31 protein-coding genes are annotated in these 24,164 nt (G+C 71.9%); 14 read left to right on the top strand and 17 right to left on the bottom strand.

Going from position 1 to position 24,164, the window contains the following annotated elements; translation table 11 throughout:
- The first annotated feature begins 96 nt into the window (after positions 1 to 96).
- Positions 97 to 1,296, top strand: a complete 1,200-nt coding sequence (locus tag CCL05_RS11520; protein WP_086560407.1) for a serine hydrolase domain-containing protein — start codon at positions 97 to 99, stop codon at positions 1,294 to 1,296.
- On the opposite strand, the gene CCL05_RS11515 is transcribed toward CCL05_RS11520, so the two are convergent.
- Entirely contained in the window at positions 1,293 to 2,357 is a 1,065-nt protein-coding gene (locus tag CCL05_RS11515) for an acyl-CoA dehydrogenase family protein (RefSeq protein ID WP_086560406.1), read from the bottom strand. The genes CCL05_RS11520 and CCL05_RS11515 overlap by 4 nt on opposite strands.
- A gap of 68 nt (positions 2,358 to 2,425) precedes the next feature.
- Positions 2,426 to 3,538, bottom strand: a complete 1,113-nt coding sequence (locus CCL05_RS11510; protein WP_086560405.1) for a substrate-binding domain-containing protein — start codon at positions 3,536 to 3,538, stop codon at positions 2,426 to 2,428.
- Between the two features lie 81 nt (positions 3,539 to 3,619).
- Here CCL05_RS11510 and CCL05_RS11505 point away from each other — a divergent pair, with 81 nt between their 5' ends.
- The 3 genes from CCL05_RS11505 (at position 3,620) to CCL05_RS11495 (ending at position 6,047) form a co-directional block, all read left to right on the top strand.
- Positions 3,620 to 4,057, top strand: a complete 438-nt coding sequence (locus CCL05_RS11505) for a MarR family winged helix-turn-helix transcriptional regulator (RefSeq protein WP_086560404.1) — start codon at positions 3,620 to 3,622, stop codon at positions 4,055 to 4,057.
- 163 nt (positions 4,058 to 4,220) lie between these two features.
- A complete protein-coding gene (locus tag CCL05_RS11500) occupies positions 4,221 to 5,111 on the top strand; it encodes a glycoside hydrolase family 19 protein (RefSeq protein ID WP_086560403.1) in 891 nt (296 codons plus the stop codon).
- A gap of 27 nt (positions 5,112 to 5,138) precedes the next feature.
- Positions 5,139 to 6,047, top strand: a complete 909-nt coding sequence (locus tag CCL05_RS11495) for an oxidoreductase (protein WP_167409547.1) — start codon at positions 5,139 to 5,141, stop codon at positions 6,045 to 6,047.
- A gap of 4 nt (positions 6,048 to 6,051) precedes the next feature.
- Here the strand turns inward: CCL05_RS11495 and CCL05_RS11490 are convergent, their stop codons facing one another.
- Together CCL05_RS11490 and CCL05_RS11485 are read right to left on the bottom strand one after the other, a co-directional pair.
- Positions 6,052 to 6,510, bottom strand: a complete 459-nt coding sequence (locus CCL05_RS11490; protein ID WP_086560401.1) for a pyridoxamine 5'-phosphate oxidase family protein — start codon at positions 6,508 to 6,510, stop codon at positions 6,052 to 6,054.
- A gap of 61 nt (positions 6,511 to 6,571) precedes the next feature.
- Positions 6,572 to 6,967, bottom strand: coding sequence for a tautomerase family protein (locus tag CCL05_RS11485; protein WP_086560400.1), 396 nt, complete (start codon positions 6,965 to 6,967; stop codon positions 6,572 to 6,574).
- Between the two features lie 136 nt (positions 6,968 to 7,103).
- Between CCL05_RS11485 and CCL05_RS11480 the strand changes: the two genes are divergently transcribed.
- Positions 7,104 to 7,499: a VOC family protein gene (locus CCL05_RS11480; protein WP_086560399.1), complete on the top strand. Its 396-nt coding sequence runs from the start codon at positions 7,104 to 7,106 to the stop codon at positions 7,497 to 7,499.
- Between the two features lie 38 nt (positions 7,500 to 7,537).
- A complete protein-coding gene (locus tag CCL05_RS11475; RefSeq protein WP_086560398.1) occupies positions 7,538 to 8,617 on the top strand; it encodes an adenosine deaminase in 1,080 nt (359 codons plus the stop codon).
- Here the strand turns inward: CCL05_RS11475 and CCL05_RS11470 are convergent.
- The gene (locus tag CCL05_RS11470) at positions 8,599 to 9,114 is read right to left on the bottom strand and encodes a mycothiol transferase (RefSeq protein WP_143589871.1); all 516 of its coding nucleotides are present in this window, start codon (positions 9,112 to 9,114) and stop codon (positions 8,599 to 8,601) included. The genes CCL05_RS11475 and CCL05_RS11470 overlap by 19 nt on opposite strands.
- 158 nt (positions 9,115 to 9,272) lie before the next feature.
- Positions 9,273 to 10,178 (bottom strand): LysR family transcriptional regulator, encoded by a 906-nt coding sequence (locus CCL05_RS11465; protein WP_086560396.1) that lies wholly within the window; start codon positions 10,176 to 10,178, stop codon positions 9,273 to 9,275.
- A gap of 117 nt (positions 10,179 to 10,295) precedes the next feature.
- Between CCL05_RS11465 and mgrA the strand changes: the two genes are divergently transcribed.
- Positions 10,296 to 11,288, top strand: a complete 993-nt coding sequence (mgrA, locus tag CCL05_RS11460) for an L-glyceraldehyde 3-phosphate reductase (protein ID WP_086560395.1) — start codon at positions 10,296 to 10,298, stop codon at positions 11,286 to 11,288.
- Between the two features lie 33 nt (positions 11,289 to 11,321).
- Here mgrA and CCL05_RS11455 read toward each other — a convergent pair whose 3' ends face one another.
- The gene (locus CCL05_RS11455) at positions 11,322 to 11,618 is read right to left on the bottom strand and encodes a DUF1905 domain-containing protein (protein WP_086560394.1); all 297 of its coding nucleotides are present in this window, start codon (positions 11,616 to 11,618) and stop codon (positions 11,322 to 11,324) included.
- Between the two features lie 76 nt (positions 11,619 to 11,694).
- Positions 11,695 to 12,078 carry a nuclear transport factor 2 family protein gene (locus CCL05_RS11450; protein WP_086560393.1) on the bottom strand — a complete coding sequence of 128 codons (384 nt, stop codon included), beginning with the start codon at positions 12,076 to 12,078 and terminating at the stop codon, positions 11,695 to 11,697.
- Positions 12,079 to 12,413: 335 nt separating this feature from the next.
- Between CCL05_RS11450 and CCL05_RS11445 the strand changes: the two genes are divergently transcribed.
- Together CCL05_RS11445 and CCL05_RS47145 are read left to right on the top strand one after the other, a co-directional pair.
- A complete protein-coding gene (locus CCL05_RS11445) occupies positions 12,414 to 12,824 on the top strand; it encodes a hypothetical protein (protein WP_086560392.1) in 411 nt (136 codons plus the stop codon).
- Between the two features lie 41 nt (positions 12,825 to 12,865).
- The gene (locus CCL05_RS47145; protein WP_279629931.1) at positions 12,866 to 12,994 is read left to right on the top strand and encodes a hypothetical protein; all 129 of its coding nucleotides are present in this window, start codon (positions 12,866 to 12,868) and stop codon (positions 12,992 to 12,994) included.
- A 20-nt stretch (positions 12,995 to 13,014) separates the two neighbouring features.
- Here CCL05_RS47145 and CCL05_RS11440 read toward each other — a convergent pair whose 3' ends face one another.
- The 3 genes from CCL05_RS11440 to CCL05_RS11430 all read right to left on the bottom strand — a co-directional run bounded on the left by CCL05_RS11440 (position 13,015) and on the right by CCL05_RS11430 (position 15,432).
- Positions 13,015 to 14,313 carry a streptophobe family protein gene (locus CCL05_RS11440; protein WP_086560391.1) on the bottom strand — a complete coding sequence of 433 codons (1,299 nt, stop codon included), beginning with the start codon at positions 14,311 to 14,313 and terminating at the stop codon, positions 13,015 to 13,017.
- Between the two features lie 112 nt (positions 14,314 to 14,425).
- On the bottom strand, positions 14,426 to 14,842 hold the full coding sequence (locus tag CCL05_RS11435; protein ID WP_086560390.1) for a PRC-barrel domain-containing protein: 417 nt from the start codon (positions 14,840 to 14,842) through the stop codon (positions 14,426 to 14,428).
- Positions 14,839 to 15,432, bottom strand: coding sequence for a PRC-barrel domain-containing protein (locus tag CCL05_RS11430; protein ID WP_086560389.1), 594 nt, complete (start codon positions 15,430 to 15,432; stop codon positions 14,839 to 14,841). Before CCL05_RS11430 ends, CCL05_RS11435 begins: the two co-directional genes overlap by 4 nt.
- 216 nt (positions 15,433 to 15,648) lie before the next feature.
- Between CCL05_RS11430 and CCL05_RS11425 the strand changes: the two genes are divergently transcribed.
- A complete protein-coding gene (locus tag CCL05_RS11425) occupies positions 15,649 to 16,113 on the top strand; it encodes an ATP-binding protein (protein ID WP_086560388.1) in 465 nt (154 codons plus the stop codon).
- A gap of 96 nt (positions 16,114 to 16,209) precedes the next feature.
- Here CCL05_RS11425 and CCL05_RS11420 read toward each other — a convergent pair whose 3' ends face one another.
- Complete coding sequence (locus CCL05_RS11420) at positions 16,210 to 17,097, bottom strand: RNA polymerase sigma factor SigF (protein ID WP_086560387.1); 888 nt, start codon at positions 17,095 to 17,097, stop codon at positions 16,210 to 16,212.
- A gap of 262 nt (positions 17,098 to 17,359) precedes the next feature.
- Here CCL05_RS11420 and CCL05_RS11415 point away from each other — a divergent pair, with 262 nt between their 5' ends.
- The gene (locus CCL05_RS11415) at positions 17,360 to 17,788 is read left to right on the top strand and encodes a helix-turn-helix domain-containing protein (RefSeq protein WP_086560386.1); all 429 of its coding nucleotides are present in this window, start codon (positions 17,360 to 17,362) and stop codon (positions 17,786 to 17,788) included.
- Positions 17,789 to 17,809: 21 nt separating this feature from the next.
- Here CCL05_RS11415 and CCL05_RS11410 read toward each other — a convergent pair whose 3' ends face one another.
- A complete protein-coding gene (locus tag CCL05_RS11410; protein WP_086560385.1) occupies positions 17,810 to 18,412 on the bottom strand; it encodes a ClpP family protease in 603 nt (200 codons plus the stop codon).
- Positions 18,412 to 19,053, bottom strand: a complete 642-nt coding sequence (locus CCL05_RS11405; protein WP_086560384.1) for an ATP-dependent Clp protease proteolytic subunit — start codon at positions 19,051 to 19,053, stop codon at positions 18,412 to 18,414. Before CCL05_RS11405 ends, CCL05_RS11410 begins: the two co-directional genes overlap by 1 nt.
- A 318-nt stretch (positions 19,054 to 19,371) precedes the next feature.
- Here CCL05_RS11405 and CCL05_RS11400 point away from each other — a divergent pair, with 318 nt between their 5' ends.
- A complete protein-coding gene (locus tag CCL05_RS11400) occupies positions 19,372 to 19,854 on the top strand; it encodes a VOC family protein (protein ID WP_086560383.1) in 483 nt (160 codons plus the stop codon).
- 32 nt (positions 19,855 to 19,886) lie between these two features.
- Here CCL05_RS11400 and CCL05_RS11395 read toward each other — a convergent pair whose 3' ends face one another.
- The 3 genes from CCL05_RS11395 to CCL05_RS11385 all read right to left on the bottom strand — a co-directional run bounded on the left by CCL05_RS11395 (position 19,887) and on the right by CCL05_RS11385 (position 22,777).
- Positions 19,887 to 20,777, bottom strand: coding sequence for an aminoglycoside phosphotransferase family protein (locus tag CCL05_RS11395; RefSeq protein ID WP_086560382.1), 891 nt, complete (start codon positions 20,775 to 20,777; stop codon positions 19,887 to 19,889).
- Between the two features lie 16 nt (positions 20,778 to 20,793).
- Entirely contained in the window at positions 20,794 to 21,696 is a 903-nt protein-coding gene (locus CCL05_RS11390) for an SGNH/GDSL hydrolase family protein (RefSeq protein ID WP_086560381.1), read from the bottom strand.
- Between the two features lie 73 nt (positions 21,697 to 21,769).
- On the bottom strand, positions 21,770 to 22,777 hold the full coding sequence (locus CCL05_RS11385) for a zinc-binding alcohol dehydrogenase family protein (protein WP_208641456.1): 1,008 nt from the start codon (positions 22,775 to 22,777) through the stop codon (positions 21,770 to 21,772).
- Positions 22,778 to 22,923: 146 nt separating this feature from the next.
- On the opposite strand from CCL05_RS11385, the gene CCL05_RS11380 reads away from it, so the two are divergent.
- Both CCL05_RS11380 and CCL05_RS11375 read left to right on the top strand, forming a co-directional pair.
- Positions 22,924 to 23,721, top strand: a complete 798-nt coding sequence (locus tag CCL05_RS11380; RefSeq protein ID WP_086560379.1) for a VOC family protein — start codon at positions 22,924 to 22,926, stop codon at positions 23,719 to 23,721.
- A 33-nt stretch (positions 23,722 to 23,754) separates the two neighbouring features.
- Positions 23,755 to 24,164, top strand: a 410-nt coding sequence (locus CCL05_RS11375) for a ribonuclease H family protein (protein ID WP_143589870.1), incomplete at its 3' end; no start/stop codon positions are given.

Below are 24,164 nucleotides of genomic sequence, written 5' to 3'. Positions count from 1 at the left end.
TCGGCCTCCCGCCTCAACGATCAACCCTGGGGCCTGGTTGGGCGTCATCCGCACCGAGGGGCAGCCCTGCCCCTCGGTGAACGGGAGGCACACATCATGAAGCAGCGGGTTTCACGCACCGTCTCATTCGGCCTGACCGTGGCGTTATGCGCCGGAGCGGCGGCATTGGCCCCGTCCGCACACGCGGCACAGTCGCCGCGCGGCCACGAGGCGACCCGGACCGCACTGCGTGATCTCATCGAGAAGGGCGGACTGCCCGGAGCGGCCGCCAAGGTCCAGGACGGCAAGGGGAGTTGGTTCGCGCAAGCCGGCCATGCCGACACCGCCACGGGACGCGAGCGTTCCCCCGGCGACCACTTCCGCGGGGCCAGCATCACCAAGACGTTCGTCGCGACCGTCCTGCTCCAGCTGGAGGCGGAAGGCAGACTGAGCCTCGACGACACCGTCGAGCGTTGGCTGCCGGGCCTCGTGCGGGGCAACGGCTACGACGGCGACCAGATCACTCTGCGTCAGCTCCTCAACCACACCAGCGGCATCGCCAACTACACCGACGACCCTGCCTTCCTCCACGACGCCGCCGGTCCAGGCTTCCCGGAGCACCGGTACGACACGCACACGCCCGAGGAACTCGTGGCGATCGCGCTGAAGTACCAGCCGCTGCCCGACCCGGAGACAAAGCCGGTGTACTCGAACACCAACTTCGTCATCGCCGGGATGGTCGTCGAGAAGGCGACGGGCCGCTCGTACGCCCAGGAGATCACCCGCCGCATCGTCCGGCCACTGAAGCTGCGCGGCACATCGTTCCCCGGCACCTCACCCCACATGCCGAAGCCCCACCCCGTCGGCTACTCCCGGCTGCACCAGGAGGCCCCGGACGCCCCGGTCCATGACGCCACCGAACAGAACATGACCTGGCTGGGCGCGGCCGGCGACGTCATCTCCACCAGCGGCGACCTCAACCGCTTCCAACGGGCCCTGATCAGGGGCGAGTTGCTGCCCCCCAAGCAGATGGAGGAGATGCTCGACGAGGTGCCCGCGGGCGGCGGGCTCGGATACGGGCTCGGGGTCGAGTTCGCGCAGCTGTCCTGCGGTGTGCAGGTCGTGGGCAAGAGCGGCCGAACGAACGGCTCCCTGTCCGCGATGGTCGGCACGAAGGACGGGAAGCACCAGCTGACGTTCAACATCAACGGTGACTGGCTCCCGGACCCCTCGCTCTACATCAACGTGATCGAAGCGGAGTTCTGCGGCAAGGCCCCCTCCCGCACGGACAAGCCGTCGGCGCTGCCCCGGCTCTAGCCGGACGCCAGCGCGCCGAGATGCGTCCGGCGGGACTCGGCCGTCTGGGCCTGCACCAGCAGGAACATCCCCTCGCGTGCCAGCCGCTGCGCCCGGCTGTCCAGGGTCATGGACCGGCCGCCCCCGGCCACGATCGCCGCGGTCGTGGCCGCCCGCAGCACCTCGTACGCCCGGGTCTTCAGTGCCAGCCGTTCCGGGACGCACTCGTGCGGGACGGGGTGGTCGGCCAGGGCGTAGGCCTCCCGCCGCACCTCGTCGAGCCGGGCCCGCAGCGCCCGGGCCGGCTCCCGGCCGTCCGGGGTGTCCGCCACCAGGTCCAGTGCCGCGCTCGCCACGCCGAACACGGCCGGACTGGTGTTGGCGGCCCTGGGCAGGTCGATCAGGGCGAACTGCTCCTGCGGGGTGCGCAGCACCACGGCGTCCTGCGGCACCCACAGGCCGTCCAGCTCCAGACGGACCGTACGGGCGGCGGTGAGGGCCGCGAGCCGCATCGGTGCCGACGGGCGCATCCCCGGCTGTTCGCGGGCCTCGGCGACGACGAACACCACCTCGGCCGTGTCCGTCACACCGGCCAGCAGCATCACGTCGTTCAGACCCCAGCCCGTGTACCAGGGCACCGTGCCCTCGAAGCGCCAGCCGCCCCCCGCGGGCACGGCCCGCACGGGCACCCGGGGGAAGGCACGGACGTGCGCGTACGCGATGCCGGCCAGCGCCTCGCCGGTCGCCAGCGGGGGCAGCAGCCTCTCCCGGACCGGCGAGTCGCAGGTGGCGAGCAGCTTCACCGGCGTGTGGTGCTGTGTCTGCACGAACCATGTGGAGCAACACGCCCCGGCCAGGATCTCCGCGACCTCCCGCGCCACGGCGACGGGCGCGTCCGCCCCGCCGTACTCCTGCGGCGCGCCCAGCCCGAGCAGCCCCGACCGCCGCACCGCCTCGATGTGGCTCGCCGGCACCCCCTCCTGGTCGACGCGCTCGGCGTGCGGGACGAGGAGATCGCGCGCGAGCCGCTGCGCGCGGGCGACGAGGGGGTGGGGCGGCGAGGCGAGGGGCGTGGCACTCATGGAACTGATTCTCGCGGTCGCGCGGCGCTGGGGTGCCGCCCCCGGGGTGTGTCGTTCGCCCCAGCCCGTCAGGGATGCGCGCCGCGCAGATCCAGTTCCGTCAGCACGTCGAAGTCGAGTCCGTCGGCGCGGGCCAGGTAGATGCGCTGGCGCACATGGCTGTCCCGCAGGTGCAGCAGTCCGCGCGGGCCCTCGTACGACACCGCGCCGGCCGCCGCACCGATCGCGCACACGTCCAGTGTCCCGGCCCGCTTCAGCAGCGCGGCCAGCAACAGCACGCCCTCGTAGCAGGACTCGCCGAGGCTGCCCAGGGCGGGCGCCTCGACGCCGTAGCGGGCCGCGTACTGACCGTGGAAGTCGAGGGTGTCGCGGTTGGCCAGCGAGGCGAAGAACCCGGCCGTGCTGTAGAGGTCCTCGGTGGCCGCCGGGCCGCTCGCCATCAGCATGTTCTCGTCCATCAGCGTGCTCAGCCGCAGACAGCGCGCATGCAGTCCGTGCGCCGCGAACGCCCGGTTGAAGCGCACCGCGTCGCTGCCCACGAGCAGCATCAGCACCCCGTCGGCGTCCGAGCGCTCGATGCCGCGCAGCACCGGCTCGAAGTCGTGGGTGCCGAGCGGGAGGTAGACCTCGCCGGCGACGGAACCGCCGGAGGCGTGCGCGTACCCGCGCGCCGCCCGTGCCGTCCGCCGCGGCCACACGTAGTCGTTGCCGACGACGAACCACCGCCGCACCCCGCGCTCGCGCGCCAGCAGGTCCATAGCGGGCCGCAGTTGGTCCCGCGGCGTCTCGCTCGTCAGGAAGACGCCCGCCGTGTCCTCACCACCCTCGTACAGCGCGGTGTACACGTACGGGACGCGGTGCGCGATCCGCGGCGCCAGCGCCTGTCGCACCGAGGAGATGTGCCACCCCGTGACGCCCTGCACGACACCCAGGTCCACCAGCGCCTCGACATGGCCGGCGACCTCGCGGGGAGCGCCCGAGCCGTCGACCGGCACCAGCTTCAGCTCCCTGCCGAGCACGCCGCCGTCCCGGTTGACCTCCTCGGCGGCCAGCCGCGCGCACAGCTCACAGGTGGGCCCGAAGATCCCGGCCGGCCCCTGCAAGGGGAAGACGAGCGCCACGCCGAGGACGGAGTCGTCGGCCGTGAACCACTCGGGCGCGGGGAGATCGTGCCGGACCATGGCGTCATGATTCCGGCTCCGCCGTACGAACTCCAGTGCGTCTCCTAGGATGGACGCACCTCTTGTCGCACTAGGAGCAGGATGCCTACCCCAACGCCGCGCCGGCCCGACGAGCTGGTGCACCTGCTGACGCGGGCCGAGCGGCTGGCGGCGCGGCGGTTGCAGGCCGTGCTGGAGGAGCAGGGCTGCTCGCTCGACGCGTGGCGGGTGCTGACGCTGCTGTCCGACGGCGAGGGGCACCACATGACGGCGATCGCGGAGGTCGCCTTTCTGCCGCCTCCGACGCTGACCAAGCTGGTCGACCAGCTCGTCGACCAGAACCTCGTCCACCGCCGGGTCGACCCGTTCGACCGCCGTCGCATTCTCGCCCGCCTCACTCCTCGCGGCCAGGAGTACGTGCAGCGGCTCGACCGCGCCGTGCGCGCCGGCTGGCCCGAGCTCGGCGAGGGGGACGACGAACTGCTGCGGTCCCTGCTGGACCGGCTGGCCGCGACGCTGGCGGAGTCGGCCCGCGTGTGAGCTCCTGAGCGGAACCCGGCGCACCTGACTGGTCTACACCCTTGACTGGTACAGACCAACGCGGTTGAGTGTGCCTCCGACAACCCCCCACCACGGCCGCGCCACGGCTGCGCTTCACCCTGCCTTGCCGGGTGCGGCCGTGTCCCGCAAAGGAGTTGATCCCGTGTCGAGACGCCGTGTCTCCGCCGTCCTGGCCGCCCTCGCCCTCGCGGGCACCGCACCGGTGCTCCTGCCGGCCACCAGCGCCTCCGCCGCCGCGTGCTCCAGCTATCCCAACTGGGTGGCGGGCAAGTCCTACGCCGCCGGCGACATCGTCCGCTACACCGACGGCAAGGCGTACATCGCCGAGCACGCCAACCCGGGCTACGACCCGACCATCAGCACCTGGTACTGGGAGCCGTACGCCTGCGACAGCGGTCCGGGCACGCCCGACGCGCGCTTCGTCGTGACCGAGGCGCAGTTCAACCAGATGTTCCCGAACCGGAACCCCTTCTACACCTACAGCGGGCTGACGGCGGCCCTGAGCGCCTACCCCGGCTTCGCCAACACCGGCAGCGACACGGTGAAGAAGCAGGAGGCCGCCGCCTTCCTCGCCAACGTCGGCCACGAGACCGGCGGACTGGTGCACGTGGTGGAGCAGAACACCGCCAACTACCCCCACTACTGCGACTGGAGCCGGCCCTACGGCTGCCCGGCCGGCCAGGCCGCCTACTACGGGCGCGGCCCGATCCAGCTGAGCTGGAACTTCAACTACAAGGCCGCGGGCGACGCGCTCGGCATCGACCTGCTGGGCAACCCCTGGCTGGTCCAGAACGACGCGGCCGTCGCCTGGAAGACCGCCCTGTGGTACTGGAACACCCAGACCGGCCCCGGCACCATGACCCCGCACAACGCCATGGTGAACGGCGCCGGATTCGGCCAGACCATCCGCAGCATCAACGGCTCCCTGGAGTGCGACGGCAAGAACCCGGCGCAGGTGCAGAGCCGTGTGAACAACTACCAGCGGTTCACGCAGATCCTCGGGACGTCACCGGGCGGCAATCTCTACTGCTGACGGCGAGCCGTGTGTGAGACTCCGTCGATGAGCTCACAGACGATCACCGCGGACGCCGCGGGCACCTGGAAACTCGGCGACCTGCCCGTCTACCGCCTCGGTCTCGGCGCGATGCGGCTGACGGGCAGCGCCGCCTTCCATCTCGGCACTCCGAGTGACCGCGACCGGTCGATCGCCGTCCTGCGCACAGCGATCGACCTCGGCGTGAACCACATCGACACGGCCGCCTTCTACTTCTCGTCGCTGCGCTCCGCCAACGAACTCATCAACAGCGCGCTGGCGCCGTACCCCGACGACCTGGTCATCGTCACCAAGGTGGGTCCCCACCGGACCTACGACGGGGAGTGGGGCACCTCGGCCCGCCCCGAGGACCTGCGCGGGCACGTCGAGGAGAACCTGCGCCAGCTCGGCCGCGACCATCTGGACGTGGTCAACCTGCGCCGGATGCCGAAGTACGACTCGATCGCCGAGCACTTCGGCGCCCTCGCGGAACTGCGCGAGGCCGGGCTGATACGCCACCTGGGCATCTCCAACGTCGAGCCCCGCCATCTCGCCGAGGCACAGGCCATCGCGCCGGTGGTCTGCGTACAGAACCGGTACGCCATCGACCGGCCCGACCCCACGACCGACGAACTGCTGCGGACCTGCGGCGAACAGGGCATCGCCTTCGTGCCGTTCTACGCCGTCGCCGGCGAGAACGGGGAGCGCGGCGCCGCCACCGCCCACGACGAGGAGGTCCGAGCCGTGGCCCGGGCCCACGGCGCGAGCCCCGCGCAGATCCGCATCGCCTGGACGCTGCACCAAGGCCCCCACGTGCTCGCCATCCCCGGCACGGGCGACCCCGGCCACCTGACGGAGAACGTGGCGGCGGGCGCGATCCGCCTCACGGACGGGGAACTGGACCGGCTGAACGGGTCGCGAGCGGCGGGCGGTTGACCGGTCAGACCACCCAGGCCCCGTCCCGCATGAGATGCCGCCGCGGCAACTCGTGCACCTCGCACCAGGCTTGCACCGCGCGCGGCCGCACCCGGAAGAACGCGTACGACGCGTGGTCCTCGCGCGGATCCCAGCCGGTCTTCGCGCGGAACGCCTCGGCCGCCGCCGGCGGCACCTCGGGCATCAGGAAGGTCTCCACGTCGCCGTCGACGAGCACGACGTCCCGGGTGTCCCCGAAGGCCAGCCGGGCCCGGCGGCCGTCCCGCAGATTGCGGCCGGTGGGATTGGTCAGCCGAGTGCACAGCCACACGGACTCGTCATGCCACACGAACCAGAGCGGGACCAGGCACGGCACGCCCTCGGTGTCCGCCGTGGCGACCCAGACGTCGATCTCCCGCTCCATACGGTCCAGGAGGTCCGCCTTGCGCTGCTCGGGCGTGCGGGGTGGCTCGGTGATCTTCATGGCCGTGACGCTAGCGGGTGGCCGGGCGCACCACCTCGGGCTGAGGGCGTAGGCCGGAGACCTAGGGCTCCTGAGGACCGAGGTACTGTGCCCGCCCCTCTCCGAGCGACCAGTCGGCCGGGCCGTTCTCCGTCAGGACGACGAACACGTTCCTCGGCTCCGTCCCCGCATACGCGTGCGCGAGCTCGGCGATCCTCCGGTACAGCGCCTGCTTCCGCGCGGGCGTGCGACCGGAGCGCAGCGTGATCGCGACGTAGGCGATGCCGTCGTCGCGGTGTACGCCGAGGTAGTCGTCGTACCGGAGGGTGCTGCTCGCGCCGTCGTGGTCGACCAGGACCTGGAACCGGTCGTCGGGTGGAATGCCGATCGTTTCGACGAGGGCGTCGTGGACGGCGCGGCCGAGTGCTTCGAGTCGCTCGGGGCCGGCCCGGAGCGTGTCGATGCGGACGAAGGGCACGGGGGTCTCCTCGGAGCCGTAGGGGTGTTGATCGCGAGTGTACATACCAGTAGGTACAGAGATCCCCGGGTTGTTTTGCGTCTCATGGGTGTTACGTATAACCTCTCCCGTCAACCACACGCTCCGAAAGGTCCTGATGCGACGCATCGCCCTGGTCACCCTCGTCGTCGACGACTACGACGAGGCCATCCGCTTCTATACCGAGGCCCTCGGGTTCCGGCTCGTCGAGGACGCTCCCCGGCCCGACGGGTCGCGCTGGGTCGTCGTCGAACCCGGGAGCCCGGGAACGGGCAGCGGTCTGCTGCTCGCCCGTGCCAAGGGGGAGGCGCAGGCCAGCCGGGTCGGGGACCAGACCGGCGGGCGGGTCGGCTTCTTCCTGCACACCGACGACTTCGCCCGCGACCACGCCCGGATGACCGCCGCGGGCGTCACGTTCCTGGAGGAACCGCGGCACGAGCCGTACGGAACCGTCGCCGTCTTCCAGGACCTGTACGGCAACCGCTGGGACCTGCTCCAGCCCGCCACCGACTGAGCACCCGACCGAGAACGCGCCTCCAGAGGAACACGCACATGACCGCGCCCCGCATCGACACCGACACCCTCCGCCGGCTGCCCAAGGCCGTGCTGCACGACCACCTCGACGGCGGTCTGCGCCCCGCGACCGTGGTGGAGCTCGCGGACGCGGTCGGCCACACCCTGCCCACCACCGACCCCGCCGAACTCGCCGCCTGGTACTACGAGGCCGCCAACTCCGGCGACCTGGTGCGCTACATAGCCACCTTCGAGCACACCCTCGCCGTCATGCAGACCCGCGAGGGCCTGGTGCGCACGGCCGAGGAGTACGTGCTCGACCTCGCCGCGGACGGTGTCGTCTACGGCGAGGTGCGCTACGCCCCGGAGCTGATGGTCAGGGGCGGGCTGACCCTGCCCGAGGTGGTCGAGACCGTGCAGGAGGGGCTCGCGGCCGGCATGGCCAAGGCGGCGGCCGCCGGGACGCCCGTGCGGGTCGGGACGCTGCTGTGCGGGATGCGGATGTTCGACCGCAGCCGGGAGATCGCCGACCTGGTCGTGGCGTTCCGGGACGCCGGTGTCGTCGGCTTCGACATCGCCGGTGCCGAGGACGGCTTCCCGCCCGCCGACCACCTCGCGGCCTTCGAGCACCTGCGCCGCGAGAACGTGCCGTTCACCATCCACGCCGGGGAGGCGCACGGCCTGCCCAGCATCCACCAGGCCCTTCAGGTGTGCGGCGCCCAGCGCATCGGGCACGGCGTGCGCATCACCGACGACATCCCCGACCTCGCGTCGGGCAAGCTCGGCCGTCTCGCGGGCTGGGTGCGCGACCGGCGTGTCGCCCTGGAGATGTGCCCGACCTCCAACCTCCAGACCGGCGCCGCGACCTCGATCGCCGAGCACCCGATCACCGCGCTGAAGGACCTCGGCTTCCGCGTCACCCTGAACACCGACAACCGGCTCGTGTCGGGGACCACGATGACCCGCGAGATGTCCCTGCTGGCCGAGCAGGCGGGCTGGACCGTCGAGGACCTGCGCACGGTCACCGTGAACGCCCTGAAGAGCGCGTTCCTCCCGTTCGACGAGCGGAACGCGCTCATCCGGGACGTGGTCCTGCCCGGCTACGAGGCCGCGCTCTGAAGGAGCCCCCGGAGGTAGGCGGCCTGTCCGATGTGCTGGAGATCGTCGGACAGGACGCTGACCAGCCGGACGCCCAGGGTGACCGGCGGGTCCCAGCGCTCGTCGACGACGCGCTCCAGATCCTTGGCCGCCACTCCGCGCAGGGCTTCGAGGGTCTGGTCGTGCACGGCGTCGTAGTAGCCGGTCAGCATCTCGCCGGAGTCGACCCGGACCTTGGCGACCTTGGCGGGACTGTGGCCGTAGCCCGTGTCGTGCCGGGGCAGTCCGAGGCCGAAGCGCTTCTCCCAGTCCTGGGACAGCCACACCTGGTCGAGGCCGAAGGCGTCGGCGACGTGGTCGTCCTGGACACGGGTGAGGTGCCAGACCAGCCAGGCGATGGAATTGGTGTCGGGGGAGGGGCGGGCGCTCAGTTCGTCGGGCCCGAGGCCCCCGACGGTGGCGTGGACTTCTTCCCGGATGCGGTTGTAGCCGTCGATGAGGATGTCCTTCGCATGCATGCCTCCACCATCGCGCATCGCCGCGCCGTGCGCTCCGGTTCACACGCCGGGGGTCTCCGCGTGCGCGCCTGTGGTCTTCCGTGGCGGACTCGCCGAGTCCCGTGGCTCTGCGTTTGCGCGCTCGTGGTCTGCCGGTGTGGCGGTCTGTGGTCTGCGCCTTAGGCGCCCGTGGTCTCCGGTGTCACGCCCGTGGCCTCCAGCAGCGCCATCAGCGCCCGGGCCGCCGGGCTCGTGGCCTGCCGGGGCGGCAGCAGGGCCACCGTCTCGTAGACCGCCTCGCCCGTGCCCTTCACCGGCAGCGCGGTCAGGGAGGCGCGTTTGTGCGCGAAGTGCCGCGGTACGACGGCGACGCCGAGGTTCTCGTCGACCAGGTCGAGCAGGGTGTGGACGTCGTTCACCTCCAGGGCCACGGTCCGCCGTACGCCCGCGGCGGCGAACACCGTGTCGGTGGTGCGGCGCGGCCCCCAGTCCGGGTGGAAGTCGACGAACACCTCCCCGCCCAGTTCCTCCGGCGTGACGGCCGCTCCGGCGGTGGCGAGCGGGTGGCTGGCGTGGCACAGCAGCGTCATCGGCTCGCTGCTCAGCGGCACCGACCGCAACTGGTCGCTGTCCGCCTGCGTCCGCACGGCGAACGCCAGGTCGAGCCGCCCGGCCGCGACCTCCTCCGCGAGCGCGCCCGACCCGGCCTGCCGCAGACAGATCTCCACGTCCGGATGCTGGTGCCGGAAGGCGGCGAGCAACCCCGCGACATGCACCCCGGCGATGCACTGCTCACTGCCGAGCGCGAGCATGCCGCGCAACACGCCCTGCACCGCCGCCACCGCCTCGTGGGCGGCGCGCACCTGTGCCAGGATGCGCTCCGCCTCGCCGAGCAGCGCCCGCCCGGCCGGGGTGAGCGTCACCCGGCGGGTGGTGCGCACGAACAGCGGCGTCTGCAGCTCCCGCTCCAGCGCCCGGATGGAGGCCGACAGGCCGGACTGGGACACCAGGAGCCGCTCCGCAGCCCGGGTGAAGTGCTGGTCCTCGGCGACCGCGACGAAGTGCTGCAAGTGGCGCAGTTCCATGACTGAGAAGCCTAGCCGCTGAATTCCATCGGATTCTTCTGTTGGACGCATGGGAGCAGGTCACGACAGAGTGGACACCGGTTTCCTCCCGACCGAGCCAACCCCTCTGGAGTCGCGTTGTACACCGCACACCCCGACCGCTACGCGGACATGCCCTACCGGCGCACCGGACGCAGCGGCCTCAAGCTCCCCGCGCTGTCGCTCGGCCTGTGGCACAACTTCGGCCCGGACCGGCCGGTCGAGACCCAGCGAGCCATCCTGCGCCGTGCCTTCGACCTCGGCGTCACCCACTTCGACCTCGCCAACAACTACGGCCCGCCGCCCGGTGCCGCCGAGTCCGCGCTGGGCGAGTTCCTCAAGTCGGACTTCGCGGCCTACCGCGACGAGCTGGTCATCTCCACCAAGGCCGGCTATCTGATGTGGCCGGGCCCGTACGGCGAGTGGGGCTCGCGCAAGTACGTGCTGTCCTCCCTGGACCAGAGCCTTGCGCGGATGGGCCTGGACTACGTCGACATCTTCTACTCGCACCGCCCCGACCCGGAGACTCCGCTGGAGGAGACGATGGGCGCCCTGCACTCGGCCGTGCAGCAGGGCAAGGCGCTGTACGTCGGCATCTCCAACTACTCCGCGGAGCAGACTCGCGAGGCCGCCCGCATCCTGGGCGAGCTGGGCACCCCGCTCCTGATCCACCAGCCGCGCTACTCGATGCTGGACCGCCGCCCGGAGGACGAGGGCCTGCTGGACGCCCTCGACGAGCTCCAGGTCGGCTCCATCGTCTTCTCCCCGCTGGAGCAGGGCCTGCTCTCCGCCCGCTACCTCGACGGCATCCCGGAGGGGTCCCGGGCCGCGAGCGACAGCCCGTTCCTGAACTCCGACGCGGTGACCGAGGAACTGGTGGGCCGGCTGCGCGACCTGAACGACATCGCCGAGTCGCGCGGCCAGACCCTGGCCCAGATGGCGCTGGCCTGGGTGCTGCGCGGCGGCCGGGTGACCTCCGCGCTGGTCGGCGCGAGCAGCCCGCAGCAGCTGGAGGACAGCGTCGGGGCCATTGCCAACCTGGACTTCGACGCGGACGAGCTGGCCCGGATCGACGCGGTCGTCAAGCAGTAGCCGGTCTGCTCGACCGGGGGCGGCCGCCCCCGGTCAGGCGGTTCGGGAGCCGATCCGCTCCTCCAGGCGCACCGTCACCGTGTCGCCCTCCTCCTTGCCGATGGCCTTGCGGACGCCGGCCTTCACGGGGAGCTTGTGCGTGCCGTCGCCCAGGGCCATGAAGGAGCTGCGGAACGGGTGCCCGTCGATCGTGCCGCGGACCTTGACCAGGCCGCGGGTGCCGAAGTACTCGGCCGACGGGGGCCAGACCAGGTAGGTCCAGCCGCCCTCGGCGGGGCTCTTGCGCAGGACCGCGGTGAATTCCGCGTCCAGTTTTCCGGTCGTGGCCATGGTGTCCTCCGGTGCTCGGCAGCCTTTCACTCACACAGACCGCCGGACACCGGAGAACTCATCGCCGGAGCCGGTCTCACGCCCCGGCGGGCACCCGGTCCAGAAAGCCGAGCACGGCCCTGATCCGGCCCTGCTCGTCCAGCGTGACCACATCCGACCCCGCCACCGGCGCCGAGCCGTCGCTCTCGCTCACCAGCTCCCACGAGAAACGCGCGGTGTGGTGGTGCCCGTCGACGGCGCCGGCGAGGCGGAACACCAGACCCGGGAACTGCTCGCGGGCCGCTCCGATCAGCGCGGCGATCTGCTCGTGGCCGGTGACATCGGCCAGGGGGTCGGTGTAACCGCCGTCCTCGGTCCAGGCGGCGGCGACCGCCTTCGCCCGGGCCGCCGGGTCCTCGGCGTTCCAGGCCTCGAAGTAGCGGGCGACGGCGTCCTCGTAACGGGCGGCGGGTGCGGACATGGGCGATCAGCCTCCGAAAGGTCGTGTGTGCCGGTCAGATCCCGGATCGCGGCTCGCGGCGAACCGGCACGGACCACCCTGCCCGCGCCCGGCGGGACCGTCGATTACCTCCGGCGTCATGCCCCTGGCGACGGCCCACAGGATTTCGGCCAACTCGGGGTGTGAATATGCCAGGAGACTGGCCGGAAAGACATGGTGACAGTGTTTCAGTAGTGAACATACTGACCAGCGAGAGCGCTTCACATCCAGCGACGGCGCCCTCACGCACAGCACGCGAGCCGCAGGACAGCAAGGCCGGGCAGGCAGGCGGGCAGGGCGCAACGGGGGAGGGTCACGTGCACGACGAGTTTCTGTGCCATGTCACGGCGTACGGAGTCTGCGACGGCCGCCGCATCGGGGTCCCGCTGGGTACCTACCGGGCTCCGACCCTCGCCCTCGCCCTGTGGTGGCTGCGCGACCGCGCCTCCTGGATCGCCCAGCGCCTCGACCCCCAGCCCGACGCCGAGCACTTACCGCCGGGCGCGCTCGTGCCGGTCGCCGAGACCGTGCCCGACGTGCCCACCCTGTTGCGCGCCTGGTGCGCCGACCCCGGCCAACAGGAGCGGGTCGCCGAGGAGTTGGCGGCCGGACGGCTGGTGCGCATCGCCACCAGCGACGACACCACCGAGTACGAACTGCTCGCCGAGTCCGTGGACGCCCTGCGCATGCAGCGGACGGCTCCCACCCTGGGCGTGCCTGTGGCCTGAGCCGCTCGCACAGTCATACATCAGGCAGGACCATCGAGGACTTGGCCGCGACGGCCGGTGTCGGATCCGGCGCCGGGCCCGCCCCCGCCCGGATGGGCCGGCCGCAGGGGGAGGAGGGGCCGAAGCCGCACCCGCGCCGGGCCGAACCGGTCTTCGTGGAGCGGACGTAGTGCAGCCTGCGGGCCGGGCGTCAGCCGGGCCGCTCGGCGCCCACCTCACCCCGGCGCCGTACGTGCCGCGCCGCCAGCGCCCCGGCGAATCCGGTCACCAGCCCCCACGGGACGGCCAGGCCCACGGCTCCCCACAGCCGGGGCCTGAGGAACAACTCGCCCGCGAGGCCGCCGCCCAGGTCGCCGATGCCGAGCACGGACAGGCCGAAGTGCGCGGAGATACGTCCGACCAGGCAGATCATGAACACCGTCAGCCCGAGTGCCACCGCCATGTGCACGGCGTGCTGCCAGGCCCGCACCCGGGCCGGTGACCGGGCCGCCATCACGAACGCGGCGGCGACCAGCAGCACCACGTCGACGACCAGCAGCCACCACACCCTGCCGTCGTGCTCGGAGAGCGTCCGCAGATTCAGCTCGGAGATGTCCGGGGTGCGCAGCACCTCGTCGAGCACGTGCGGCATGGGCAGCCCGAACGGCCCCTCCACCCGGCCGTTCCAGGTGGCGCCGAGTCCGATGGTCAGCGCCAGCCACACCAGGTTGGGCATGCCGAGCAGGATCACGGCGAACGTCTCCGCCGTGTGCCCCCGTGTCGCCGCGACGACCAGGGCGGCGACCACACCGATGACGACGCAGGCGAGCAGCAGCGCGACCATCGCGTAGGCGGCCGGCCGCACCGAAGCCTGGAAGCGCAGCAGCCCGGCCGGCAACGGGGCGCCGCGCGACACCAGCAGGGCCAGCACCAGCACACCGGCCAGCCACACCACGCCGACGAACACGGACAGCGGTACGTCGGTGGTGAAACCGACCTTCGGTGAGGCGCCGAACAGATCGCCCAGTTCGCCCAGGTCGTCGTTCCCGAGGGAGATGTCGAACGTGTGGCGTGCGGCCAGGGTCAGACCGATCAGCGCGAGCAGCCACAGGGCCGCGATCCTGGCGGCCCAGCCGGCCAGCTCCGCCGTACCGGCGACCGCCCGGTGCCGCAGGGGCCGCAGGAAGCCCCAGGCGATCACCAACGCCCCGGTGAGCGTGACGGACAGGGGGATGACGGTCAGACCCGCCTGCGTGTCGGCGAGGTCGCCCGCGCTTCCGGAGAGCTTCACGGTGCCCCCCACGGCGGTGACCACGGTCGCCGCGACGACCGGTGCGAGCGCGCCGTCCGGGAGGTCCGCCGCCCCGGCCGCCCACAGGCCCAGCGCGGACACCACCGCCATGGCGAACAGCCCGCCCACCACCGTGGCGAGGGCATGCGCCCAGCCGTGACGGGCGACGGCCCGCTCGCCGGAGGTACGTGCCGGACCGGAGGAGGTGCGCGAACTCACGCTGCCACGCTAAGCAGCACCCACGCCGGACGCCCGTCGGGAGGTCCGTCCGCATCGGCTGGCGAGCCGTACGGGACTTGGGCACGCGCGGCCCGAATACGCGCGGCCCGACTCACCCGGCACGGACCACCAGGGCGTAGTCGCCGAGACCGAGCAGGCGATCGGCCGGCAGGTCGCCGTGGGCCGTACGGATCGCCTCGATACGGCCGGTCTCCGGTTCGAACACGACGTCCTGGACCGTGCCGAGTCCGTCGCCCGTCTCGGTGAGGATCCTGACGCCCGGCAGCTCGTGATGCGGCGGCACCTCGGACGGGACGGCGGCCGAGCGGACGAGCACGGTGTCCGGGCCGATGGCCTGCAGGGCACCCCAGGCCAGCACGGACTCCTTGCGGGAGTGCCGGCGGCGCACCCGGACATGGGTGACCACACCGGCCGGGGCGTCGACCGTCAGCGCTTTGAGCACGCCGATCTCCTCGGCATCGGTCAGCGTCCGGACCGGCAGCCCCCGGGCCTGCGAGAACAACATCATGGCCTCGTACCCTCCTGCCCCTCGTGCCCGTCGTGGAAGGCACCGACCCGGGCGGCGAAGGCCGGCAGGTCGTCGGCCACGTAATGGATGGCGTCCCCCGGGATCACCAGCGTCCGGCCGGAGACCACGAGCGTCTCGCCGCGCGGCACGTACACCCGGTGCCGGCGCCGCCCGGAGCCCCGCGCCAGGGCCCTGCCCGCAGCGATCCTGAAGCCCACGACCCGGCCGCTGGTGCCGCCCTCGACGACGACGTCGAGCACCGTGCCCACCTCGGCGCCCTCCTCGGTCAGCACCCTCGCGTGCAGCACTCGGCCCTGCTGGGCGGCCCGGCGTGCCACCGCCACGGGCGTGTCCGCCAGGTCACCGACATCGACGATCATGACCGCGTCATGGCCCAGAGAGTGCACGGCCGTCCAGGGCAGGCTCTGCTTCAGCGAGCCCGACAGCAGTCCCCGGCCGCTGAGCGTGAAGCCGGTGACCCGTGCGGCGGCGGTGTCGAAGACGGTGTCCTTGACCTCGGCGACGACGTCACCGCCCAGGGTGACCACCGGCAGAGTCGTCAGGCTCCGTGCCGCCCTCAGCTCGTTCATCGCACGACCTCCCCACCGGGCGGGCCCGTACCGCGACGACCGCCCCCCGCCGTCGGCAGCCGGCTGCCGGACCCGGTCCCTGCCGGGTGCCCCGCGGACAGGGGACAATGCCGGGGGCACCGGACGGGCCGAAGACCTGTCAGGACTGCGAAGCCGGGCTCGGGGTACGAGCACTGTGCAGAGCGTCCGGCCAGTCCGGCTTCCCAGAGAGAAACAATGATCGACCACCTGGACGGGGCAGTGATACCGACTGGTTTCGACGTGCCCGTGGAACCGCTGAGGCGGGCGGCACACTACACCGGCGAGCAGGGCTGCATCGCCGAGGCGCGGTCCTTCGCCGCGCTCTTCCTCGACCAGCTCAGGACCGAGTGGTGCGCACGCATCGACGACCGGGCCGACGGGGCGGTGCAGCTCGTCGTGAGCGAGCTGGTCACCAACGCCGACCGGCACAGCAACGGGCCGTACATCCTTGAGCTCGTCGGCACGGACACCGCCGTGACGGTGTCGGTCTACGACAGCAGCTCCGCTCTGCCCCGGATCTTCCCCCGCAACCCCGAGCGGGTCGGGCGGCACGGCCTGGAGATCGTCCACGCGCTCGCGGAGCAGGTCAGTGTGGAGCGGGTGCCGGTGGGCAAGCGGGTACGCGCCGTGCTGCCGCTCGCCGGCGAAACCGATCGCTGAGCCGTCCTCCAGTGCCGCCCTCACAGAGCCCGCACAGAGGCGGGTGCCGTCCCACTCCCGCGCGTGGGGGACGGCACCCGCTGGTCGCCGGCCGCGTCAGGCGCAGCCCAGCTCGCCCAGCATGCCCTCGCGCAGCCGCGTGATGATCCGCTTGATCAGCCGGGAGACGTGCATCTGCGAGCAGCCCAGCCGCTCCCCGATCTCCGCCTGTGTGGCCTCCTCCACGAACCGCATGTGGAGGATCTGCCGGTCCCGCTCGCTGAGCTCCGCCATCAGCGGGGCGAGCGAGTGGAAGTCCTCGACGAGCCGCAGCCCGTCCTCCTCCACGCCGATGAAGTCGGCCAGGACCGCCTCGCCGCCCTCCGGGCCGTCGCCGGTGAGAGCGGCGTCCAGCGACGACGAGTTGTACCCGTTGGCGGCGATCTGCCCCTCGACGACCTCCTTCTCGGAGATGTTCATCAGGGTGGCGAGCTCGGTGACCGTGGGTTCGCGGTCCAGCCGGCTGGCGAGTTCCTCGCGGGCCTTGGCCAGCTCCACCCGCAGTTCCTGGAGCCGCCGCGGCACGTGCACCGCCCACGTCGTGTCCCGGAAGAACCGCTTGATCTCACCGACGATGTACGGCAGCGCGAAGGAGGTGAACTCGACCTCGCGCGACAGCTCGAACCGGTCGATGGCCTTGATCAGACCGATCATCCCGGTCTGGACGATGTCCTCCATGTCGTCGCCGCGGCCCCGGAACCGGCCGGCCGCGAACCGCACGAGCGACATGTTCATCTCGATCAGCGTGTTGCGCGCGTACTGGTACTCGTGCGTGCCCTCTTCGAGTTCCGTCAGGCGCTGGAAGAACTGACGGGACAGCTCCCGGGCGTCCCGTGGAGCCACGGACCGCGGGTCCACGACTCCCGGCAGCGCTCCGTCACCCGTGCCGGCCTCCGCGTTCTCTTCGACGACCTGTGCCTGCGACCGGATCACGGCGGCCTCCATTACCTCTCCCCTGAACGTCACGGCGGACATCTGCCTAGGTCCCTCCGGGTTGCGGGTACCCGGTTCCCTGCCACACATGCGCGGCCGTTCCGGATCCCGTACCGGGCATGGCCGGCGACGGGCCGGCGGGGCAGTGGCGGACGGACCGTGCGGCGGAGCCGCGGCCTCCCAACACCGCCCGGAGAACGGCTCGTTCGACGATTCCACCCAGAGCGGAACGCCGTGCCCTTCCCCTGGCGACCACGCCTCCTAGGCTGGAGAAGTGAGCAACCATGTGCCGAACGAAGCCCGCGTCATCCCCCTGCGCCCGTCCGGCGCGCGCCCCCAGGCCGCCCGTCCGGCCACCGCTCCGCCACGCCACGGGCCGCCGCCTCCCGCCGCGAAGGAGCCCCTGTGGCGCGACCTGGTCGGTGACGTGCTGCGGCGCGAACGTCTCGCGCAGGAGCGCACGTTGAAGGACGTCGCCGACGCGGCCCGGATCTCCATGCCGTATCTGTCGGAGGTGGAGCGCGGCCGCAAGGAGGCCTCCTCGGAGGTCCTCGCGGCCGCCGCCCACGCCCTCGGGCTGAGCCTGGGCGACCTGCTGTCCAGGGCGCAGGGCGAACTGACCCGCGTGACTTCGCGGTACACGGGCGACAGCCGCCGCGGAGCGTCCACCTCGTCGCTCGACGGACTGTGCATGGCCGCCTGAGCCCGTGGACCGGCCGGCGTCTCAGACCCGCACGAGACGCCGGCTGAGCACCTCGTCGGCCAGGCCGTAACTCACGGCCTCCTGCGCGGTGAACACCTTGTCGCGGTCCATGTCGGCCCGCAGGGTCGCCACGTCGTGGTGGGTGTGCCGGGACAGCACCTCCTCCACCTGGGAGCGGATCCGCACCATCTCCTTGGCCTGCAGTGCCAGGTCGGAGACCATGCCGCGCTGCCCGCCGGCGGCCGGCTGGCCGAGCAGCACGCGCGCGTGCTCCAGCACGAACCGCCGCCCGGGGTCCCCGCCGGCCAGCAGCACGGCCGCGGTGGAGGCCGCCTGTCCGACGCAGCACGTCGAGATCGGCGTCCGTACGTAGGACATCGTGTCGTAGATGGCCATCAGGGAGGTGAACGAGCCGCCGGGGGAGTTGATGTAGACCGAGATCTCGCTCTCCGGCGCCGACGACTCCAGATGGAGGAGCTGCGCGATGACGACGTTGGCGACGCCGTCGTCGATCTCGGTGCCCAGGAAGATGATCCGCTCGTTGAGCAGCCGGCTGAAGACGTCGAAGGACCGCTCGCCCTGCGGGGTGCGCTCGATGACGTTCGGAATCGTGTAGCTCCCCATCACTGCAGCCCCATCCTGCGTCGCGTCGTCGCGGGGCGGACGTCCTCGAGGGATTCCACGACCCGGTCCACCATGCCGTACTCCCTGGCCTCCTCGGCCGTGAACCAGCGGTCCCGGTCACCGTCCCGGGAGATCGTCTCCGGGCTCTGGCCGGTGTGCTCGGCGGTGATCCGCTCGATGGTCCGCTTGGTGAACTCCAGGTTCTCCGCCTGGATCTCGATGTCGGCGGTGGTGCCGCCGATACCCGCCGACGGCTGGTGCATCATGATCCGCGCGTTCGGCAGGGCGTAGCGCTTGCCCGGGGCGCCGACGCTGAGCAGGAACTGGCCCATGCTGGCGGCGAAGCCCATCGCCAGCGTGGAGACGTCGTTCGGGATGAGCCGCATCGTGTCGTAGATGGCGAGCCCCGCGTGCACGGCACCACCGGGGCTGTTGATGTACAGGCTGATGTCGGTGCGCGGGTCCTCCGCGGACAGGATCAGCAGCTGGGCGCAGACCCGGTTCGCGGAGACCTCGTCCACCTGCGTGCCCAGCAGCACGATGCGCTGCGCGAGCAGCTGGGCGGCCAGATGGTCGTCGAACCGGGTCGGAGGGGTGTCGCCCTCCTCCGCCCGCGGGGCGAGTGTCGTGAGTGGAGTCATCGGTTCTCCTCGTCGTGGCAGAAGGGCCGCGGACATGCCGCGGACGTGCCGTCGACTCCACTCTTGACCTCGGACGATGCCCGCGGACCTTTTCTCTGCCCTCGGCAGATCCGCTCCCGGCAGAGCCCGCGCCCGTACCGCCGGGCTCAGCCCTTCTCGCGCAACTCCCGGAAGGACGCCCGCACATCACCACGCCGTACGCCCGTCCCGTGCCGGGCAGCTCGTCGGCCGGAGAAAATACCGCCCGCCCGGCCGATGAGTTTCCCGGCGTGGACCGGTCGACACAGATGACAGCGCTCCACGCTCCAGGAGGTACTCATGGCATCCGACGGTTTCACCACGTGTCTCTGGTTCGACGGCCAGGCCGAGGAGGCCGCCCACTTCTACGTGTCGGTCTTCAAGAACTCCAGCGTCGGAAAGACCGCCCGCTACCCCGAGGGAGCGCCCCAGCCCGCCGGCAGCGTGATGACGGTCGAGTTCACGGCCAACGGCCACAGGTTCCTCGGACTCAACGGCGGCCCCATGTTCAAGTTCACCGAGGCGGTCTCCTTCATGATCTTCTGCGAGAACCAGGAGGAGATCGACTACTACTGGACCAAGCTCACCGAGAACGGCGGCGAGCCCGGCCCCTGCGGCTGGCTCAAGGACCGGTTCGGCGTGTCCTGGCAGGTCGTCCCCGACCGGCTCGACGCCATGATCACCGACCCGGACCCGGCGAAGGCGGCCCGGGTGACCCAGGCGTTCATGGCGATGAGCAAGTTCGACATCGCCGCCCTGGACAGGGCGTACGCCGGCGAGTGACGCGCCCCGGACGGGGGCGGGAACCCCTGCCCCTACCGGGACTCGGCCAGGATCTCGGCGATCACATGCCGCGAGTTCTCCGCGACCGGCGGGTTGGTCTCCCAGTAGTACGGCAGTGCGAGGACCGCGATCCGCAGGGCCCAGCCCCGGCCTCGTGCCCACTCGGCCTCGTCCGCGCCCACCGCCTCGCGGAAGACGCCGCGCGCCTCGGCGGGCAGCAGACACCAGGCGCTGATGAGGTCGACGGCGGGATCGCCCACCCCCACCGTGCCGTAGTCGATCACGGCGGTCAGGCGTCCGCCGCTGACCAGCAGGTTCCCGGCCATCAGATCGCCGTGCGCCCAGACCGGCGGCCTGGCGTGCTCCGGGGTGCGCAGGGCCTGTTCCCACAGGTCCGTCACGGCCGCGGTGTCGATCCGCCCCGCCAGCTGCGCGAGCGCCTCACGCACGAACCGGTCCTGCGTCGCCAGGGGCACACCCCGGGAGCCGACCGGGCCCTTGGCCGCGTCGATCCGGCGCAGGGCGGTGACGTACGTCGCCAGGTCCTCGGCGAGCAGTCCGGGTTGCTCCAGCGCGCCGGGCACCGGATTGCGGCCGTCCAGCCAGCCGTACACCGCCCAGGGCCACGGGAAGCCGTCGCCCGGCTCACCCCGCCCGAGAGGCTCGGGCGCGGCGGCGGGCAGCTCCGGTGCCAGCCGGGGCAGCCAGCGCAGTTCGTGTGTGATGGCCTCGACGGCGCGGGGGTGCCGGGGGAGCCGTACGACCTTGTCCGTACCGAGGCGGAACATGGCGTTCTCCGTCCCGGAGGACTCCAGGCGCCGCAGGGGCAGCCCTGCCCACCGCGGGAACCGTCCCGCGATCAGCCGGCCGACGAGCGAGACGTCGATGTCCACTTCGTCCTCATGCATTCGCACCGCACACATGGCGTCATTCGAGCGGTCAACTCGCCGACTGTCGAATGGTTTTCGTGATCTCCCGGGCGATGCGCAGGATGCCGGGGGAGCGGACCGGGCAGGGTTTCGGCGTGGACGTGGTGGGCGCGAGGCAGAAGTGCAGGTAGTCGTCGTCCCGGTGCAGGGCCGTCCGGTCGCGGGACGGCTGAGTGCAGTAGTCGGGATGGGCCCGCTCGTAGGCGGTGCACGGCAGGTACTGCGTCCAGGCGTAGCGGTCCGAGCCCGGACTGACCGCTCTCCCGGCGTCGGCGACGACGCCGCCCGTCGTGGCGGCCAGCCGCTCGTACAGTCCGTTCACCCGGCGCACCCGGTCGGGCGTGATCGGGTCCGGGCCCTGGAGCACCCACACGATCCGCGGCCGGTGGGAGCCGCCGGCCGTCGCGATCTGCTCGACGAGCCTGCGCGCGTCGGCCTCGTACCGCTTGAAGTACCGCTCCCGCGCGCCGTCGTACGTGATTCCGTCCATGCACCAGGTGAAGTCCCAGGCGTTGCCCCAGAACTGCAGCACCACGAAGTCCGGACGCAGCGACCGCACCAGCGCCGCCGCCTTGTCCCGGGCCGGGACGAGAGACCGCTCGGCCGTCCCCTCCAGGTAGTCGCACAGGGTGGTGCCCGAGTAGGGGGCGCTCGTGTACGTCGCGCGCAGGTCCTGGCGTAGCTCCCGGCCGAGGACCTTCTGGTTCTCCATGGCGAGCGAGTCGCCGAGGTACAGCACGGTGGGCGCCTTCACGGGGCCCCGGGAGCTGGGGGAGGCGTGGGCCCGCTGATGCGTGGTCGCGGACACCTCCGGAGCGGAGGGCGGGGGAGTCCCGGGCCCGGACGACGGATCGCCGCACGCGCCGAGCAGTAATCCCGCCACCAGCACCCCCACGATCCACGGTCTGCGCATACGGCAACTCCCGCCCCGGGCCGGTGAAACGGCTCACCAGGCAAGCACAGCCGGACCCCGAGGGGAAGACACTTCACGTCACGTCGTTCACCAGCACCGCCGCCCCGTCGAACCGCCCGGCCTTGAGATCCGCGAGCGCCGCCACGGCCCGCGACAGCGGATACCGATGCGTGGTCGCGCGCACGCCGTACCGCGCCGCGAGGCTCAGGAACTCGCGGCCGTCCTCGCGCGTGTTGGAGGCGACGCTGCGCAACTGCTTCTCGTGGAAGAGCTCGGTCTCGTAGTGCAGGGGAGGCGTGTCGGTGAGGTGGATGCCGGCGACGGCCAGGACGCCGCCGCGGTCCAGGGCGCGCAGGGCGACCGGGACCAGCTCGCCGGCGGGAGCGAACAGGATCGCGCTGTCCAGTGGCTCCGGCGGCCCGGCGTACGCGTCCTGCGCTGAGGCCGCGCCCAGCTCCAGCGCCAGCCGCCGGGCGGCAGCACCGCGCGTCATGACGTGCACGGTGGCGCCCTCGGCGAGCGCCACCTGCGCGCACAGATGGGCGCTGCCACCGAAGCCGTACAGCCCGAGCCGTCCCCCGGGCGGCAGCGCCGCCCGCCGCAGCGCCCGGTGGCCGATGATGCCCGCGCACAGGAGGGGCGCCAGGGACACGTCCGGCACGCCGTCCGGCAGCCGGTAGGCGAACGCCGCCGGCACCGTCGTGTACTCGGCGTAGCCGCCGTCGGCGTGCCAGCCCGTGTACGCGGAGCGGGGACACAGGTTCTCCGCGCCGCGCGCGCAGTACGCGCAACTGCCGTCGGTGCGGCGCAGCCAGGCCACACCGACCCGGTCGCCCGGCGCGAAGCCGCGCACCGCCGCGCCCGCCCCGGCCACCACCCCGACGACCTCGTGACCGGGCGTGACGCCCACCCGGCGCACGGGCAGGTCTCCCTCCACGACGTGCAGGTCCGTGCGGCACACACCGCAGGCGCGCACCCGCACCAGCAGCTCGTCGTCCGCGGGCACCGGCACCGGCTTCTCGACCAGCCGCAGAGCCCCGTCCTCGACCGGCCCCGGCCGTACCACCGACCACGCGCGCATCGTCCCGTCCACCATGCCGCCGCTCCCCGTCCTCACGAAGGCCCCAGGCCAGTCTGCGCCGGAACCGCCCGCTCGGCGCGCGGGTCGGTGCGCGGGTGATTAGCGTGAGAAAACGGACCAACCACCCATTCGGAAGGGCCGCAGTCATGGCCGTGCAATCTGAAGGAACCCCGTGCTGGGCCGACGCGATGTTCAGCGACCTCGAAGGAGCCAAGAGCTTCTACGGAGACGTCCTCGGCTGGACCTTCGCCGAGGCGTCGGCGGAGTTCGGCAACTACACACAGGCCTCTGTCAACGGCAAGGCGGTCGCCGCCGTCGTCCCGCCCATGCCCGGCCAGGAGGGCCAGTCGCAGTGGTGCCTGTACTTCGCGGCCCGGGACGCCGCCGCCACCGCCGCGCGGATCCGTGACAACGGCGGCGAGGTGCTGATGGAGCCGATGCAGGTCGGCGACTTCGGCACGATGTGCCTGGCCCGTGACCCCGGCGGCGTCGTCTTCGGCGTCTGGCAGGCGGGCACCCACGAGGGCTTCGACACGACGGCCGAACCGGGCGCCTACACCTGGGCGGAGGTCTTCACCCGCGAGCCCGAGAAGTCCGACGCGTTCTTCCCCGCCGTCTTCTCCTACCGGCAGAAGGAGATGGCGGACGAGGCGATGGACTTCCGGATCTACGACCTCGGCGACCGCAGCGTGCTGGGCCGGATGACGATGACGGACGACTTCCCGCCCGAGATGCCGCCGTACATCAACGTCTACTTCGCCGTCGAGGACTGCGACGACACCGTCGCGAAGGCCACCAAGCTCGGCGGCGTCCTGCGGTTCGGTCCCATGGACACCCCCTTCGGCCGGTTCGCGGCCCTCAGCGACCCGCAGGGCGCCAACTTCTCCGTCATCGACCTCACCAGGACCGAGGGCGACATGCCGAAGACGACCGACGTGAGCTGAGACCTCCGGCCGGACCGTCCAGGCGGCCATGGCATGATCGAGCCCATGCGTGAACGTGTTGTGGCCGCGTGCGACGGGGCTTCGAAGGGAAATCCCGGGCCCGCGGGCTGGGCCTGGGTCGTCGCCGACGCTTCCGAGAGCCCGGTGCGCTGGGAGGCCGGGCCGCTCGGCAGGGCCACCAACAACGTCGCGGAACTCACCGCGCTGGAGCGCCTGCTGACGGCGACCGACCCGGACGTGCCGCTCGAGATCCGGATGGACTCGCAGTACGCCATGAAGGCCGTCACCACCTGGCTGCCCGGCTGGAAGCGCAACGGCTGGAAGACGTCCGGCGGAAAGCCGGTCGCCAACCAGGACCTCGTCGTGCGCATCGACGAACTGCTGGACGGCCGCTCGGTGGAGTTCCGCTACGTGCCGGCCCACCAGGTCGACGGCGACCGGCT

Source organism: Streptomyces africanus (assembly GCF_002150735.1).
Taxonomy (GTDB): domain Bacteria; phylum Actinomycetota; class Actinomycetes; order Streptomycetales; family Streptomycetaceae; genus Streptomyces; species Streptomyces africanus.
The sequence above is the reverse complement of the archived record's forward strand: the minus strand, read 5'-3'. Positions and strand labels throughout refer to the sequence as shown.